Genomic DNA, 17676 nt, shown 5'->3' with positions numbered 1-17676 from the left:
CCCAGCTCTATATATTGATTTCACGTCGCACGTATACACCCTTACTCGGATCGAGGGCAAACACCACTAGCAGGAACTCATCCAACTCGCTATGGCTGATGAGATCGTTACGGAAGGTACTAAGCAAAATATCAACCTCTTGCTTTAACGTGCAGTTCAAGCCGCCATTAGCTAATCTCATCAAATATTCAAAGACCGGCAGCTTCATCTCTAATTTGACCTCATGATTGATGGTCAGCAGCAAACGCGATGGCAAATGATCTATATCCTCGCGAGAGTCATCTGCAGCAAGTGTAACCTGTCCCGTGGAATAGGCCTGATGCACGAGCAGATTGTCATTCACAGCAAACAACTGTGTCTCTGCACCGTCAACCAACTTTCTCGTAAAGGCATAGTTCAAACCACGAATCAAGTCCCGCCGAAATTGAGCCTGTTTTTGACGACTCTCTAAACTTTCCATAAAGGTATAGAAATGAACATAAGGAATCAACTTACGTTGCATCTCACCTTCTTCTTCCGTCTCAAAAAAGTATTTTCTGCGGAATCCGCTCATCAATTGCGTGATATCGCTCTCCTCACCGCCTCCTTGACTACGATACGCCTCAATTCGCTTGCGATAATAGCCAAACAGCAGATCCAGTTCTTCATTGAACAAACGAGCATGACTTTGTGCTATGCTATCTTCTCCACTTATGTCGCCGTGAAGCAAGTAATCGTCAATGAACGATACGGACATTTGGCCGGGGTCCAATTCCCCAAAATACCGGACTGCGCCTTGTTCTACAGATTCGAGTCCCGGCATCCCAATACCGTAGAAGTTGTTATAATAGGCTCGTTTGGCATGTTCTTCAATGTCCTGATAACCTGCACGCTTGACATCAGAGCAGGTTAGCCCGCCTGTTAACGTATAACTTATATGAATCAACATTTCCCGCATCGTGAGATGAGTGCCAAGACAATCCAACAGTCTGTATTGCTCGGCAAGCCTATTCCTTACTTGCTGCCGGGCCATTCGACGGTGGTTTAGCGAAATAATGCAGTTGTTAACCTTGTCACATGAACTGCATTCTGCCCAATATTCCTCTTTATTCCACTCCTCCATAATCCGTTCAGCGTAGATCGAAGACGTTACATCCTGCAAATTGACAAGGTGAAGCTGTGAATCGTTGTTACTATGGTCCCAAAAACGTTCCTTGACCATGTCTGCTAACTCACCCAACTCGGGGTGCATAGACAGAAACTTGGTCAGCTTGCCCTCATTAGCAGCGATCAGATAATAACGCTTCTCCTTATGGCCACCCCGGATAAACATTTGTAATAAGTGCAGCACTTCAAAAATGTCGGATTCCTTCAGCTCTGATAAGTCCTTAACAATGACAACCGTACCGCCGTGCAAAGGCACCTCCAGAATGCCACTGTTTGGCCACTGCATCAGTCTATTATTAGTTAATGATTCGTAAACCGCACGGCATAATCGTGTTTTCCCATCGCCAGCATTGCCAGTCATGATGACGCTACATGGCGTCTTTGAAAAACATGACAGTAAAAAACGCTCGATCTTCGTTTCAATCGAGAAGTGGTGACTATCCCCTTGCCCTGTATACTCATCATAGATTTTGGCGTGGTTAGGAGACAGAACATTAAATTGATCCAAATACCGAACGAATGAATTCATCGGGGCCCTCCCGTTTCGCTACTAAAGTCCTGTTTCATTAATCCTATAGTCGCATCTAGTATTCTTCCTAATCATACACTTTTTGACACATAGGTTCAATTAAACTTATAGGTTTATATCATGTGCAAAAAAATCATTTTTCATTGCCCAGCATATTTTATACTCATAGTGATTCAATTAGCAGAGAATAAACCTCAGTAGAGAGACTCGAGTTATTCATGGCCAGCACTGCTTATGAACCTAGTGTTATCAAGGGCTTTCAACCACGACATACCCCGATTATTTTCTAAAAATATGAAAAAAGACACCCTGAAAGGTGTCTTCACTGATACTACATATTGAACCGAGCCCTGACTGTGCAAATCCACAATTCGCCGTAAGGCGATGATTAGGTTATTTGGGGAGGTGGCATAAGGCGCTGCCCTATTCTTATCGATATTGAACCAGGCTTCTAATAAATTTGGCTTCCATGTCTAAATCAGTGAAAGAACTACACAACGAACCATTTGTTCAATGTATAATTTCAAAAAGTCAATTCCATTCAGCAACCCTCACTGAACTGACGATTGGCACCATGAGGTCAATTTCTTCTACTTAATTATTTCCTTTTCAATATTTTGTGTCTTACTAATAGCATTTGCACATTCTATTATTTCTTTTTTCAGCTGATCAATTTTACACTTGCTCCCCCAATCAAGATAAACTATCTCATTTTTATTTGCTTTATTGCACATTTGAATAATTTTCGAATTTGTAATGGCTCAGAATAACATGATAAAGGCTTTGTTCTATTATCTGTATTCTTAATTTGACCACTTGCAATTAAGGATTTAACATCTTTAAGTCCTCTAACCATGTATTCATAACTACCTTCTGAATACATGTCATCTCTAATTGCGCTCGGTTTAAAACATTAAATACTATTTTGAAACAATTAGAATCGCTATAAGGTACGAGTAATTGAACCGGTATACTTTCTCTTATTAAGTTTAGAATCTCTTTTTTAACATCTAAAACTGCACCCTTTAATCAGTTGTGTGATGTATTCGATTCCAACAGATATAACATTATCTTGTTTGAATTTCGAATGACTAATAAATCTAATAATAATCAAAGAGTCGTAATTCAATTCGTGTTGAGTGTACACTTGAATAGTTTTACCAATTTTCTTTTTGTTTGCTGTTGTTGTTATCTGTATCGCTTGATTTGTATTATCGTTAAATAAATCAATAGCTGGATAGTTAAAAGTATTTACATTTGCATTTTTCCAACCAGTTGTCCCCCTATTTTATTTAGTAAATCCATAAAAAAGTTTCTAAAGATAGTCCAACATCATTGAAAGAGTTCTTCGTATTAAGCTCTACGTGATATTTTAGGAATGAAAACAGTGATATAATCTCTGTCGTTACAATTTGATCGTTCATTTATATTACTCCTATACTTTTTATTTACTTTCGTTTCAAGTTTTTTGAACAATTCCTGATTAAGCCACAGCAAATTTCTATCCAATATTAAGCGTATTCAACACATATCCAGAGTTATTGCAGCGACAGTAATAAAGGCTCTCACGTCCGAAAAATCCCCGTTTTCTATGAATGCGATTGAGTGATCGCTAGCTTCTGCCACTTGCTTTGATATGTGCCCAGAAAGAGTATCTCCGATTTATTTATCTCTTAAGTAACCATTAGTTATCTCCTTTGATCTTCTAAGATAAGTTTCTGGTGAATTGGCGAGAACTGCAAAATTATGCTTGTTTGCAGCGCACCGCCTATACCCTCTTTGTTTTATGGTTGAAACTAATGCCCGTTCACTTTTGACGTTCGACACAACGATAGGGGAGTGGAATCTTGATACGGACTCAAAATTATACAAAGAAATAATACTACGTTGGTCAAAGGCTTTTTCGAATTTACCAAAAGAATACGAAAAGTACTGCTAATCCCTTTTCGTTCCAAATCCTCCGCATCATTATTGTTGTATCCACGCTGTGATGGAACATTATTATATTGTTATTCGCTTCTATGGGTATGTCCTAATATTCGTCAACTATTTTGCCTTTGAGTGCAGTTGTTGAACTCCACCAACAGTCTTTATCTTCTTTCGTAAGATCAAACATCAGGAAATGTATGATTGTTAATACTTTTTCATCTTTGTTTAATACACATTAGCGAAAGACACCCACTCATCATGTAAAGAAATAATCTTTTTAGGGCTAAAATCCTTTACTTTTCGATCATCTGGAAGACCCATGAATTGCTTCAACGTTACTTGGCACTTCCAAGTCGAAAACCCTTCCAAGCAATGCTATTAAGTCCATATTTGTATAATTAAATTTAAAACGATTTTTGTTCAATATAATACAATAATAGGAATAATACGTCTTTTTATATACTATAAATAGCAAAAGGATTATATATTTCCTCCAATCTAGACATTTGGTCCACAAATACTTTTATAGACAGCAAAAAAACCGCTACCTAAGCGGTTTTTTTAAATGGAGCCGAGGGGAGTCGAACTGTCGTCTTTAATATACCTTAAGAATTTAGTGTTTGTTATTGAATCTCTTGATGTCCTATAGAATAAGGACTTTAGGTCTTCTAATTGTTATGTTGTATTATCTTCAATTGCTTCGAATTATAGCATTGGTCTACATTTTGTCTACAGAAATCGGACAGGAGATTTGAATAAAATACACTTTAGTTACATTAATCCTATACTTTTTAAAACAAAAATCTCCGTAGAATAAATACTCACCATTTACTCATATATGACCTTTACCGTTTTCATATAGGTATTTTCAAAAACGTGCCTCCTTAAGTCTTTATATAGAAAGTCTCTCTTACCAGATGAATAATCAATTGTAAAATAATCATCAAGAGCTTCTAAAATAATATTCTTTCTTATGAACGTTGAACCATTTCCTCCTTGATTAGCCGCAAGCAGCCACTTCTCTTTAAGTACTCCAGAGGTAATATGATCTTTTGCCAATTGCCTTAAAGCTCTTACTAAGTAATTTTGGGTCATTTGTGAAATGAATTCAACAAACATACCTCTATCTTTAATGTCTTTTTCTGAGAATAAATTTTCCGGATGCAAAAGAAATGCAACTATCCTCCTTTGAAGTATTCCAGTCAAATGAGATTCCGGTTTAAATTCACGCCATTCTCGCGAGTCATAATCATAGGCAATTCTTTCATTAAATGCTTTTATGGTTTGCCATATACCCTCTTTAATAAGTTGAGTAAACTCGTCACGAAATACTTTATTAATAGTTGCTGATGTATGAACAAAATTGTCGGCATCATAATTAAGTTTAAAATTAAAATTCCCATAATAAGAGGCCGGATTGTTTTTATTAAAAGTGAAGCCTCGAATTAGCTCTTCAAGATTAGCAACTGTATTAAACCCTGAATCAAAGCTAACATAAAGATCCGACATTGCATTTTTAAAATCATCAGCGATTTCTTTATCAATATTTAAGTACCTAAGATATTTTTCTTTAAAGGAGTTAAATTTGGAGAGTGATTTTTCAGGAATGAACCCTTTTTTGCCTTCAAATGTCTCCTCTAGGTGTTCGAATAGTAATGTATTTTTAACTATCATTCCCTCATAAATCAATTCATTTCCAGTTACAATCTTATCTTCTTGATTCTCTTCATCTTTAATCAGTGCGGTCAATAAATTTTTAATTCCCATTTTAATATAATTAAACTTATTTTCTAAAAGAGTACTGGACTTATTGTCAAACTGTTCAAGTCTATTAAAGCAAAAGGTCGTTTTATAAATTGCACCACTTGTAATTAGCTCATTAATTATCTCTTTAGCATCAGTGTTTATAGACTGTGATCCGTTCTGAATAAACGATATTTTACTACATTCATTTAGAATACCTCTTAATTCATTTGAAATAACTTTATTTGCAATATCATGTCCAAATCCTTCTGAATCAATTAATATATAGTTTTTATTAATTGATTCATACCAATTTGGTTTGAAATTACCTGATATTCTAATACGCTCAATTAAAGGAAATAATGTATGTCCAACTTTAGTTTCACTGGCAGAAGAAATATATTCCATTAATCTAAAATAAAAACTTTTCAGTTTTTCATCCGGCGCATTATTATTTCGATACTTCAAATGAAGTACAATATACTTTGGAAAATCTATGTCTATTAAGGCTTGTTCAAGATCAAAACTTTTAGAATTGTCTATTCTCACTATTTGATTATCTACAATTTCAATACTGAAATCTATGTCTTTAGAATCATCGAGGGAGAGTTGAATCAACTCTGTCAATATCTTCTTAGTATTAGTCTTCATCACATCGAATATTAAATTATTTAATTCTTCGAACAATTCATGGTTGGTATCCCCAGCAGCATATTCTTCAAAATTATTAAAAAATGAAATTCCAGTATTTAGAGAAAAAGTTTCGTCAACTTTAGGTAAATTTTCATATTCACCTTTCTTAACTTTCAACTTGAAGCTTTCCCAAATCTCAATTGCAATTCTAGATAATCTACAGTAAAAATCAATACTATCAAATGACTCTTTACTTAAGACAAACTGTAATTTTGTCTTTCTGTCACTTGATTGGGTCACCGTCACGTATAAGGCGTTAACTATTTCTTCGTTGAAGGTTAAATCATCAATATTAACACTGTCATTTAAATGTGATAGAACCATTCTTACAGCATTCAACAGATTAGAATTCAGCAACTCTTCAAGAACTACTTTAGAAAAGCATACTGCTACAGCATCTAAGCTTTCCACATCCTGCTTTACGTATATTTCCAACAAGCCCACGGTTGTATTAGACTGCATTATAGCAGGAAAAGATGATTTTGATGCACCTATAATTTGCTTAATTGTTGTCGATTTCCCCCCACCAGGCAGCCCTATAAATACAACGGCTGGATCTTTGTAGGTTAGTTCAGATTCCTTTAGTGGAATTCTAGATTCAAGTATATTATATATAGCCTCCGAATGATGCTTGGAATCAAATATAGAATTAACAAATACAGCATCAACCGCAAACTCTTCAAATTTACTCTTGGCCATCAAATATCCTTCATACGATTCTAAGTAGTCCGTATTAGAAAGAATGCTCTCTATATCTGAGACGATTTTATCAATAACCTTTTGATCTTTAATCTTCCCTATACCTTTATTTATTTGACGAGCATGACCTTTTTTATTTTTTAGGAAAGGACTATAAAAAGAGATAAACCGTCCTTTTGCTCCCTCAATAATATGAACATTTGCCACGTTAAATCACTCCTCCCACATAGAACTATTTCAAAAGACAATAGGTAGATATATAATTCCACGAAGGAATTTATATACCTACCTTAGATATGTACCGTGAAGTATTTATTCTTGAGGTCTAACAGGATTCAGGTACTCAAGACCAAACTCTGAACTTATATCCAAAAAATCCTTATCATTATTGCTTACTAAAGTTGCACCTAAGGTAATAGCGGTTGCTGCAATCAATACATCCGGAAGCTTTATCTTCCTGTTATATTTGTGGTGGAAATGAGAACGAATATCTCCAGATAATATTGCAATTCTACGGCTAACCTCAACAACATCATGAGAACTTTCTATAAATCCACAAATCATCTCCTTTAATAATTCATCTGTCTGAACTGATGGGTGTGACAATAATTCAGCTTCCGTGACAACAGAAAGAACCAGCTCATTTCGAGGTTGCTGAAACGTTTCTTTCATAAACCGTACAACCTGTGGCATTGAATCGAAATAGTAGATACAAATATTTGTATCAAGCAAGTAACATCCCAACGACCCCACTCTCGCTTCCCATATATTATAATCACTCATAAACGACGTATACATTATTTATTCCTGCACCCATATGATATTACGAAAAACACCAGCTTGTCAACCCATATTATAATAAATGCAAAATAAGTAACTATTTTTCATATGGGAACTACTATATTTAACATATCTATTTTAAAAAACATTATTCACAATAGCCCTTCTCAAAAAAGATGGGTTCTCTAAACACAAAAGAGCTGCTTAGAGAACCCATCTTTTCGAATTAATAAGTCTATATTAAGTCTGCTTGCAAAAATCACTTAATTAATGTGTCTTCCCGATCCTCTTCACCATCACGTTTAGCAATGGCATGAAATTCATTTCTAATCGATTCAGGATACTTTTTTAAAAACCCTTCTGCTTTCTCTAACCCTTTTAATAATTTATCAGTCTTCTCTTTTTGGTTAGAGTCATATTGTTCCTCTAAACGTATAAGAATTCCTTTTTCATCTTCATCAATTATCATATTTATAAACTTCTTTGCTTCAATTAACTTTCGAAATTCTTGCAAAAACAAAGAATGATCTTGAAGTTCTTTCATGTTCCCACCTCACAAACCTTCAATTTAAATGTTCTTTCACTTATTCATTATACCATGATTATACGATCTTCATCCCTCATCATTTTACTAAATACTATGGAAGATACTTCAATAGTATTATAAAGGATTCCCTAATAAACTTGTCATACTTTATTATTTAAAAAGATCTTACTCCTTTAAATCATAACATAACATTCCCGAGTTCCTTTCTCTCAATCTTCATACTCCTTTACCCGCCTATAAAAAGTCCGATGCTTCATATTTAATCGCTTCATTGCTTCTTTCGCAGTAACCTTCTTCAATTTCCATTCAATATATACTTGCTCAAATAAACTGTTGATCTCAATTTTCGGCCTTCCGAATTTTGTACCTTCCGCTTTAGCAACTTCAATCCCCTCCGCCTGTCGTTGCCTATTTTTCTTTCTCTCTTGTTCAGCCACATATGCTAACAAACTCAAAAACTGATCCTCCATCACTTTTCCGAAATCGCCCATTGTTCTAAACTTTCTTGAATCAAATAACGTCTCATTATCCAAGCAAACAATATCTGCTCTTAACTCACGAGTAATGTACTTCCATTCGGCCATGATTCCATCATAGTCACGACCCAGCCGATCCAGCGCTTCAATGTATATCAAATCACCTTCTCGGATCATTAGACGCATAGCTTGATAACGCGGTCGATTAAAATCCTTTCCACTTAGTTTATCAACAAATATATAACGTTCATCAATTCCGATCTCCCGAAACTTCACCAGTTGTCTTTCAGGATTCTGATCCTTAGCTGATACTCGCCCGTATCCCATCTCCACCATTACCCCTCCTAGAATTCATGCCAAAAAGTCTATGTTATTAGTGGCATATGCCAAAAGCTATTTACCGGAGTTTTGGCACACAAAAACATGCTCTTTATAAGAGTGCCAAAAAGCATGCTTTATGACATTAGAAAAAGAAGCAGCTGTAAAAGCCTGCTTCTAACTAAAATCTGTCTTCGTCACTTTTATCTTAGTGCATTACTCATAGCACTTATTGTACTTTTATGAGTCTTATCGAATCTATGGGTGTAAATTCTGCTTGTTGTGCCTATATCACTATGCCCTAAAGCTTGTGAAATAGCCAGTAAGTCAATCCCCTCATCATACAGAACACTTGCAAAAGAGTGACGCAGATCATGTAATCTTAATCGGGGAAGACCATTCTTTTCAAGAAATTCTTTGAATTGCTCAGTAAGTGAATTCACTCTATACGGTTTCCCATCAGAACGAGTTATAACATAACCACTATCCTCATACTCTTTCCCTAGAATCTTCTTGAACTCATTTTGCTGATTTTGAGTTCTCTGCAAGAGTTCATATAGTTCATCGCCGATAAAAAGCGTTCTTCTACTTTTATCTGTTTTTGGTGTTTTAATTATGACATTTTTGCCCGCGCTCGTTCTAACCTCTTGGATTTGTAGTGTTCGATTTTGAAGGTCAATCCACTTCCATCTTAGACCCACAACCTCTTCTCTCCTTAGACCTAGAAATACTGAGAGACTTATTGGCAATTCAATTTTGCTATCCTTCAATTTTTCCAGCAATTCATTCAATTGTTCCTTTGTATAAGATTTCCCCTCAAAATTTTTCTTTCGAGGTAATGAGACAGCGTCCGCAACATTTCTGTAAAGGAACTGTTGTTTTAAACCATAGTCCAATGCCTTACGAATATTGGCATGATGTTTATGAACTGTATTTGGTGACAATCCCTTTTCATCCATCAAATGCTTATAGTATTGCTGTATATGAGATGGCTGTAATTTTTGCAATTCAATCTTCCCAAGGTATGGCTCTATATGCTTATTAATAATATTTCTGTAGCCATATGCAGTCGTCTCTTCACAGTTATACTTTACATAGTTATCCATCCAATGGGTGAAAAACTCTAACACCGTAATTCTGCTACTTTCCACTAGTGTATGCCTTTGCTGATTATATTCAAATTCAGTTAAAAGCTTATTTGCCTCAGCTTCAGTAGCTGCATACACATATTCCCTGAGTCTTTTGCCAGCATTATCTTTACCAAGTTCTTTTGTCACTCGGAACTTCTTACCAATCTTTTGGATACTTCCAGCCATCCATCATTCCTCCTTTTAATTCTGTTAGGCTAACAGTAATAAATACAGATTGGTCAACCACCCGATCTGCATCATTAAACTGAATAAACTAAAATTCACACTTGCCTTTCTTACTTATCACTTTATGCAGTACCTGGAGCAGCTACTTGACTGCGCTACTCATAATAATCTCAGTTCCTATGTTAGCCTCTAACCATTCCTCTAATTTCTTGGCTGGAATAATGATTTTTCTCCCGATACGAATCTTAGGAAAATCATCACTGCTTACTAAACGATAAATAGTATTTCGTCCGAGTGGCAGCAGTTCTAATAAATCAGTAATTGTATAGAACGACAATTGATTATTGTCTGACATCTAAATACCTCCTCAAATTTATAATATGGAAATATATTTTTAGAATTAACGATTGATTGTAGCCTATAGTAGCTTAAGAGTAGACTTTAAGGTCTACGCCTTTTTAAATTAAAACATCACTGTTTACAAGCATTTGCTAAGACTGTAGACAATGTAGACATTATCGAGTACTCCTTTAAGGAGTAACTTCACTATACTTAGAGCTTAGTTCAATCCCTCTATAACCCCATAATGGAGACGAGCCACTTATTCGTACTTTAGTTGGGATTGCACCCGTCTTTTTAATCTCAGTATAAAATTCTTCTTTTGTTACAGCCCTCTCACCATTATCCTTACAGTAAAGAAGATACGCAGGATAAAGATGTCTCCTTTGTACTTTCAATCGATGGTTATTCACTTCAACCACGCATCGATCTACTATGAAGTTAGGCACATTATTCACTTCGTTAATGTATTGCTGTTTAAATTTCTGTGCGTCATCACTCTCAGTAAATATAAACTCATTTTCTTTGAGTCTGCGCAACCCCTCTAACGCCCAATTAACGATATAGGATTTTTCCGCTAGAAGCTTATCTAATAAATTTTTATCCCTAGATTCTTCAGGAATCGTATTGTTGAACATTACGAATAAAATACGATCAGTAAAAGCGGCAGTTCCGTCTAACTTATTCAGTAATGGCATATGATTCCCAGCAGCAACAAGCTTTGTTTTCCCGTAAAATTGGAACGGATCTTTCCCCTTTTTCTCAGCAGTTATTAAGTCTCCTCCTGTAATCATTTTAATTACATCAGTAGCTTTTATAGGCCCATTCTCATCCATCTCCGCTGTAATATTTAGCTTTGATCGAAACAGTTCTGCTGTCATAAATCGACTATCACTTAGTTGCTTCAATGACATAGCAGTTGTATGTTTAGGTCCGATAAGTGCTCGCCATAACGACAACCAAATGCTCTTTCCAGTATGTGGTAGACCCAGTAACACAAAAAATTTCTTAGCTCTCCACTCATTACTAATGATGTATCCCGTCAATTCTTGAAGCGATTTAATTTTCCTAATATCACCTTGTGTGCAATCTTCCAAGAATTCAGCAAAATAATCACTTTTTGATATATTCCTATTGTCATAATGAATGGGTGAAAAACCACCTGTCTTTCCGTAGTCAGCACCAACATAGCTAGTAAATAAATAATGAGGACTATGATGGTATTGTTCTCCTGTTTTTGTGTTAATTACAATGTCTTTAAAATTAATCAGATCGACATGAGGATCAAAATCCTCATGTTTGATCTGAAGTTCTGGACTGCTAATGATCCGATGAACTACATCTACCATCTTAGTTTTACTTAACTTAACATCCATCTCAGGCGTAAGAGATCTCCTTATAGCAACATGAAGACTAGCTTCAGTTTGTTCTTCATAACATCCGTATTCTTCCTCGTAAAGGAATACGGTTCCTCCACAACAAAGTACGAAGCGCTTTTTAAGAAATTCAGTCTTAACTACATAGTCCAACGGAATCTTCTTTTCTTCAGTCCCAAGATCTTTTTCTACATGTCGTTTCCCTTCATGTTCGTTTGGAGGTACTGAGCTTTGAATCATCTGCGATTTCTCACTAACTTGATGTCCAAATATTTCATTATTTTTAGCAATGAAATCACTACTTACTTCTTTCTTTGAAAGCATATTATCGAATGAATCTTCAAAAACCTCGAAATTTGTTTCATGAGACCGAGCATACGAACTACTTAGTAATCCAAGATGGTTTACATCATTAGATAAGTCCCAGGATACAAACTCCATGCTTTTAGAGTGAATAGAATCCCTCTCCAATGTACCAGATGCTGAATAAATCATTTCATCAAGTACGTCTGAGTAATCCTCCTCATAAAAAAAATCTTCATTATATTTATTTAGTTTCTTAGATTTCTTCATTGAAATCATCCTCTAATTGAAGTAATAATTCATTCAACCCAGAAAAAGATAATTCCAACATACTTAAAGCGATAGTTCTCATTTTATCCATTACTAGTTTAGAAGAGGTGAAAATATGGCCCACTTTCTGATATGCTACCCTTCCATCAAACACAGAAAATTGAACAAAGTCAGGGCATTGAAGAAACACAATCAACAACTCATCAGTTTCGCCTACCTCTTGACTATTAGATAAATTAATAAAATCCCCACCAATGTTAATGTGAAAATTAATATTAGACTTATCCATACAATCCACCCATACCCTAACTGGACATACACCCGTTCCTTCTATATAAGGGTAGTTATTACCAGCGTGACTTACGTGGCATACCTTTTTCCCTCTACCAATATATCCAGTTATAAGGTTAAATTGTTCGAGTTTTGTATTGTCAAGAAATGCATATGACTCAATCCCATTACTGGCAAGCAATTGAAGATCCTTTTTCTTTTTCAGCATCTTATAAGCGAGCTTCTGTTCAGTCTCTGCGAAGTCATTAAGTAGTTCTTTGGTTTCTGTGTTCATTTCTAACACTTCCTTCTAATTTTGTGATGATCAATTCTAAATAGCGTAATTTTTCTTAATGCGATCACCAACTTAAACATAGTATAGAGGAGAGGTTTTTTGGTAAATTAATGAAACAAGATGTAAATAATTACTACATTAAAGAGACCGTAGTTTCATTAAGAAACTACGGCCTCTTATTAAATGCGCCATCCTTTACTTCTTATTTCATTAAGAAACTTGGTATACTCATCCGCTAAATTCTCTATACTAATTTGACTAAAGTAAGCGTCAACACTTTTAACTAGTTCTTTGAACGTTATCCTCTTCTCTTTTCTATCCGCATACAATCCAGTAATCTCTATAAAGTCATTTGCCATACTCTCTGCCAACCACCATATTCTATTGGCTGTATCTTTTCGCAATTCCTCTACATTATCCTTCATCCATTTAATAGAAACACTCTCAGTTAACGAAATAAAATCTTGCCTATTATTTTTGTTTCTATTCACCCTACTACGGACACTCTTAACCTCAGAGTAAAGCCCCATGAAAATCTCTTTAGAATTTTCATTGGCTGCGAGAGTACGAATATCTTCCATCATCTTGATTTTACTATTCAAAGTTTCTCTTCTGGGTCGCCTAATCAGTTTGTTTAAGCTTAACTTTATATGAAGCCTCTTAAGGTCATCATATGAACTAGGATCAACTCCACATCGTTTAAGCTTAGAATCTTCTAAGGAGGATACTTGAGAATACAACTTGTTACGCAAGAATTTAATTAAGAAAGGAATAAGAATAAAGTTAAGAAGAAAAAAATAATCGTATCCTTGCCTATAGAGATATTTAATCAAAGGGCCGTCTTCTTTATGAAATGCTGAAAGAAAAACTTCCCTTATCTTAAAGTCATCAATTAAAGTAAAGGAAGAAACAAGTTCCAAACCTTTCTTGTTATATTTACTTTGTTTATTACTATTCATTATTTTATGAACTACATCAAATATTAAAAACATAGCTGTGTCTTTTTCAAACATCCGCAATTCTTCTTTGAGTTCATGTTCTGACGCTTGATCTAATAGCTTTTTTAGGAATAAATCCGTACTTTCAATTGCATTTTTGAAAAATACTTTAGAGTCATCCCTTTTTTCAGTTTTATTTACTATACGACCAGTTTGCCTTGTCAAAGTCATCTCACCTGTGTTGAATTTACGTTTAAAAACAACACGATATAACGAACCCGATTTCTTAGAATACTCATGCCAAATTTCATCAGAATTCTTCTCTTTATCCGAAAAACCCTTCTTTGTATTCGGCATTTTAGGAAAGAACCCTTTCATCAAATCGGCTCTTATTCTGTCTCTCTCTATTTCCAACTCCTCAGTTGAAGAATATTTAACACCAAACAAATCACATAGATACTTCTCTGTATAATATTCGAAGAATGCGTTTGGATCTTCAAAGTATTCATTTTCAACAATTGAACTTATATTAAATGACCAAATTTTATTGTTTGCTTTAATAAATTCCAGTTCTTCCTTTGAAAAAGTAATTGCTTCTTCATAAAGAGTATGTAAGGCATGTTCCTTAACAGCTCTACCTAATGAATCCGAGTTAATCTCAAGATAATCACAGACTTCCTCAAATATCGGTCCTAAATCAATTGAATCAATTGTATTATTATAATTTTTAAGCTTTTGTGTGTTATTAAGTTTAAAACCAAAGTAGTCAACAACTATCTCTTCAGCGTCACTAATCGAATGATTAACTATGCTCTCCACCTCTTTCAGTCTCTGTTATATTACCGTTGTTCAGATTTAATTATGTAAGGTCGTTCAAGCCTTGTAAACAATTTCAGATCAGCTACTATGTAAGTAAAATAAAAAAAGAAGAGGATATTATCCTCTCCAAAATTGAAATTTACTTTCTATTAACTAACCTTAGTGAAAGTATAGGTCCCTGATGTGATACCCCATCCCGACGAGTTTTGATTTGGCTTTACTGTTATTTTCAATGTAGCACTATTGCCCTTGAGTGTTAATATAATCGTCCCCTTTTCTCCCCAGCCATCATCATTAAACGAGCTTTCAAACACATTATTTTTCATTGTACCAGAAAGTTCAATAAAAGCTGACTTATCTCTAATGGTATTAATACTAATTTCGATATTAACCTCATTATTTCCATTTGTATTAATAAGAATCTCATTGAGCGAGTTCTTAGGATCAATGTACTGAAACTTTCCACTAACTCCACCGCCAACATCTTGATTCAAATTATATTGTATAAGCTGATAGGTCTGCTTATCATTTATTTTAACCATTTTTATTATCGCTGTTGCTCTGCCAATAAGTTCAGGTTTAAAATCCTTTCCCCATAAATTCTTTGGTTTATAAATCATTTTATCCCCTTCATAGTCAGTAGCAGCATTATAAATTTCTAGAGACACTGAGTATGAACCATCTTTATTTTTATACATTGTCACCGCCTGGGAAAAGTTAGGGGACGGCTCACCCGAAGCTGCTGGCCATTTGTAGGTACCATTAGAATAAGAGTATCTGTCCGTTTTTTGATGCTTAATAGTTAAGCCAAAGTACTTTTTAACAGATTCGGCTACATAGGAGTCCTTGATAGTAAAATATGAACCTTCAACTTTAATTTTATTATCCGCATTAATATAGTTATGTAGAATTGAAAAATTGATTAAATCTGAATCTTTATAACCTTTTGAATTGAAATTACCAAAGTTAACTTCGCTGAAATTACTGAAGAAAGTATTAAGAGCTTGTTTTTTACTATTATCCATTGAGAGGATTAGATTGTTACTCACTGTTTCTGCAAAAGTTCTTTCAGAAATAAAGCTACATGTAGTTAATATAATGAGTACTAGTAAAATAGTTTTAAAACTTTTATAGAACATCTTGTTGCACTCCCTTCCCGAAAATTTGTTATTGTAGAAGATTTACTATACGATCAATACTTTCATTCATATCATCATTAATTTGAGTCTCTTGCTCCATCAAGTCATTAACATGGTCGTATTTCTCAATATCCTCTTGAGATACCTCCCTATATACAGAGTATTCCTTCTCAAAACCTTTGTTATCAACAAGCGTTACTGCATTGGAAACAACCGCCTTTGTTTTATATACCCCTTCCCCGGATAACTCGCTATTCCTAGAAAGCCGCAACACAGCTTGCCAATCAGTCGAAGGAACATAACCAAATGTCTGTGAGTATTCATAACTCGTAACAAAATAATTATCTGAGTAGCTTTCATCTTCTATCGTAAGATTGCCGATCTTAGTGCCTGTATTTTTAATTTTATAATTGACATATACATCGAGATTCTCAACTTGAGATATATCCTTAATTATCCCATATCCCACTTTAGGATGTTCCTTATTGAACTCTTTTAAAGCTTCGTTTGCTTCGATGAATTTTTTAGTGTCCATTAGTATCAAGCCTAAATCACTATTATCTAGAGGTGATAGATTAGTTAGAAACTCCATTTTCTTATATAATTTTTTTACTTTTTCAACTTTCTTTCCTTCAAATACTTCCTTATTCTCAATTAGCTCTTTATGATACTTTTCATTAATATAACTTACAAAGTATGTCTTCATTTGATCATCAGATAATTCATATATGCTCATTAGCTTTTCAGAATCACCCTTTTTAAGATTACTATTAATACTTTTCTCTATTTTTTCATTCATATTGGCATTTGTAGTAGATTTAGAACCACCGAATATTCCGCCAAACCAATTTGATACTTTTGATCCTATTGACTCTCTATCCTCTTTATCAGCACTTTTCGACTTCTCTTCTACTATTGTATTAATTTCCTTCTTTTGGGCTTCTTCTGTCGGAGCGCTAGTGGCTGTGATAATCTTGGTTTGTTCTTCAGCATCTTTTTTTGCTTGTTCTTCAGCGTCCTTCTTGGCTTGCTCTTCAGATGCTTGAATGACCTTCGCTGCTGCTTGTTCTGCTAATTCTATCTTTTTTTCTTTTTCCTTATCTTCCTTTTCCTTAGCGTTATGTATAGCCTGCTCCTCTCTCTGTTTCTGCTGCATAGCTATATACTCAAAAGAATGCTGGCTGCTTAGTTTGGCACTTATTGTTGTCATTCCAATAAACAAAATTACAAAAGAAATTACCCATGCTATAATCTTTTTCCCTATACTTTTGCTCTTGAATAACGGTAAAAACTTTCGTATATTCCCCAAGTTTGTTATAAGTATAAACGGAATAATTATTAACAAGCACACAATGGATATGTTTTCCCACCGAGAGATCATATTATCCTTAGAAGATGCTTGAGGGTCTCCGCTTCCAAGAATCATCATAAATGAAAAGAATAAGAACACAAGATAAGCAATACTTGCTATTATCTTTTTCCATAATCGACCTGTTCTAAAGCCTGGGATTAATAACTTAAATTTTTTCCACATTTCTCTTATTCCCCCATATTATATAATTCACATGACAAAAATTAGGTATATTGTATCATTTTGTTCCAAAATTATACAATCAATATTGTTTCATTTTTCTAGAAAGGTACTGTAAACGCTCGATTAATAATTTCTACATTGCGTATGACAATTTTTATTCACTTAGATTTGATTATAATAGAGCGCCTCCTTAGGATTACAGACCTATTCTCTTGTT

General features: G+C 34.6%; 12 protein-coding genes and 1 pseudogene. All 13 read right to left on the bottom strand.

Annotated elements, in window-relative coordinates; translation table 11 throughout:
- Window positions 1–7: 7 nt before the first annotated feature.
- Window positions 8–1675, bottom strand: a complete 1668-nt coding sequence (locus tag ACFVRY_RS10345; protein ID WP_387499856.1) for a hypothetical protein — start codon at window positions 1673–1675, stop codon at window positions 8–10.
- Window positions 1676–2678: 1003 nt separating this feature from the next.
- A pseudogene (locus tag ACFVRY_RS10340) lies at window positions 2679–2933 on the bottom strand (SMEK domain-containing protein); the annotation flags it as partial.
- A 1499-nt stretch (window positions 2934–4432) separates the two neighbouring features.
- Window positions 4433–6946: a hypothetical protein gene (locus ACFVRY_RS10335; protein ID WP_387499853.1), complete on the bottom strand. Its 2514-nt coding sequence runs from the start codon at window positions 6944–6946 to the stop codon at window positions 4433–4435.
- 105 nt (window positions 6947–7051) lie between these two features.
- Window positions 7052–7522, bottom strand: coding sequence for a type II toxin-antitoxin system VapC family toxin (locus ACFVRY_RS10330; protein ID WP_387499851.1), 471 nt, complete (start codon window positions 7520–7522; stop codon window positions 7052–7054).
- A gap of 256 nt (window positions 7523–7778) precedes the next feature.
- The gene (locus tag ACFVRY_RS10325; RefSeq protein WP_387499849.1) at window positions 7779–8063 is read right to left on the bottom strand and encodes a hypothetical protein; all 285 of its coding nucleotides are present in this window, start codon (window positions 8061–8063) and stop codon (window positions 7779–7781) included.
- A 212-nt stretch (window positions 8064–8275) separates the two neighbouring features.
- Window positions 8276–8878, bottom strand: a complete 603-nt coding sequence (locus tag ACFVRY_RS10320; RefSeq protein WP_387499846.1) for a recombinase family protein — start codon at window positions 8876–8878, stop codon at window positions 8276–8278.
- A 185-nt stretch (window positions 8879–9063) separates the two neighbouring features.
- Entirely contained in the window at window positions 9064–10176 is a 1113-nt protein-coding gene (locus tag ACFVRY_RS10315) for a site-specific integrase (protein WP_387499843.1), read from the bottom strand.
- Window positions 10177–10318: 142 nt separating this feature from the next.
- Window positions 10319–10531: a helix-turn-helix transcriptional regulator gene (locus tag ACFVRY_RS10310; RefSeq protein ID WP_387499841.1), complete on the bottom strand. Its 213-nt coding sequence runs from the start codon at window positions 10529–10531 to the stop codon at window positions 10319–10321.
- Between the two features lie 175 nt (window positions 10532–10706).
- Complete coding sequence (locus ACFVRY_RS10305) at window positions 10707–12464, bottom strand: DNA primase family protein (protein WP_387499839.1); 1758 nt, start codon at window positions 12462–12464, stop codon at window positions 10707–10709.
- On the bottom strand, window positions 12451–13029 hold the full coding sequence (locus tag ACFVRY_RS10300) for a hypothetical protein (protein ID WP_387499837.1): 579 nt from the start codon (window positions 13027–13029) through the stop codon (window positions 12451–12453). The genes ACFVRY_RS10305 and ACFVRY_RS10300 overlap by 14 nt, the downstream gene beginning before the upstream one ends.
- A gap of 179 nt (window positions 13030–13208) precedes the next feature.
- Entirely contained in the window at window positions 13209–14786 is a 1578-nt protein-coding gene (locus ACFVRY_RS10295) for a hypothetical protein (RefSeq protein WP_387499835.1), read from the bottom strand.
- Between the two features lie 149 nt (window positions 14787–14935).
- Window positions 14936–15811: a hypothetical protein gene (locus ACFVRY_RS10290; RefSeq protein ID WP_387499833.1), complete on the bottom strand. Its 876-nt coding sequence runs from the start codon at window positions 15809–15811 to the stop codon at window positions 14936–14938.
- Between the two features lie 142 nt (window positions 15812–15953).
- Window positions 15954–17459, bottom strand: a complete 1506-nt coding sequence (locus tag ACFVRY_RS10285) for a cell envelope integrity TolA family protein (protein ID WP_387499831.1) — start codon at window positions 17457–17459, stop codon at window positions 15954–15956.
- Window positions 17460–17676 lie beyond the last annotated feature (217 nt).

Origin of the sequence: Paenibacillus sp. NPDC057934 (genome assembly GCF_042887565.1) — a bacterium.
Taxonomy (GTDB): domain Bacteria; phylum Bacillota; class Bacilli; order Paenibacillales; family Paenibacillaceae; genus Paenibacillus_AQ.
The sequence above is the reverse complement of the archived record's forward strand: the minus strand, read 5'-3'. Positions and strand labels throughout refer to the sequence as shown.

What these genes read in the sequence shown, in the direction of transcription:
- ACFVRY_RS10345 (WP_387499856.1), bottom strand. Translation starts at nt 1,675, where the DNA reads ATGAATTCATTCGTTCGGTATTTGGATCAATTTAATGTTCTGTCTCCT.
- ACFVRY_RS10330 (WP_387499851.1), bottom strand. Translation starts at nt 7,522, where the DNA reads ATGAGTGATTATAATATATGGGAAGCGAGAGTGGGGTCGTTGGGATGT.
- ACFVRY_RS10325 (WP_387499849.1), bottom strand. Translation starts at nt 8,063, where the DNA reads ATGAAAGAACTTCAAGATCATTCTTTGTTTTTGCAAGAATTTCGAAAG.
- ACFVRY_RS10320 (WP_387499846.1), bottom strand. Translation starts at nt 8,878, where the DNA reads ATGGTGGAGATGGGATACGGGCGAGTATCAGCTAAGGATCAGAATCCT.
- ACFVRY_RS10315 (WP_387499843.1), bottom strand. Translation starts at nt 10,176, where the DNA reads ATGGCTGGAAGTATCCAAAAGATTGGTAAGAAGTTCCGAGTGACAAAA.
- ACFVRY_RS10310 (WP_387499841.1), bottom strand. Translation starts at nt 10,531, where the DNA reads ATGTCAGACAATAATCAATTGTCGTTCTATACAATTACTGATTTATTA.
- ACFVRY_RS10305 (WP_387499839.1), bottom strand. Translation starts at nt 12,464, where the DNA reads ATGAAGAAATCTAAGAAACTAAATAAATATAATGAAGATTTTTTTTAT.
- ACFVRY_RS10300 (WP_387499837.1), bottom strand. Translation starts at nt 13,029, where the DNA reads ATGAACACAGAAACCAAAGAACTACTTAATGACTTCGCAGAGACTGAA.
- ACFVRY_RS10290 (WP_387499833.1), bottom strand. Translation starts at nt 15,811, where the DNA reads ATGGATAATAGTAAAAAACAAGCTCTTAATACTTTCTTCAGTAATTTC.
- ACFVRY_RS10285 (WP_387499831.1), bottom strand. Translation starts at nt 17,459, where the DNA reads ATGTGGAAAAAATTTAAGTTATTAATCCCAGGCTTTAGAACAGGTCGA.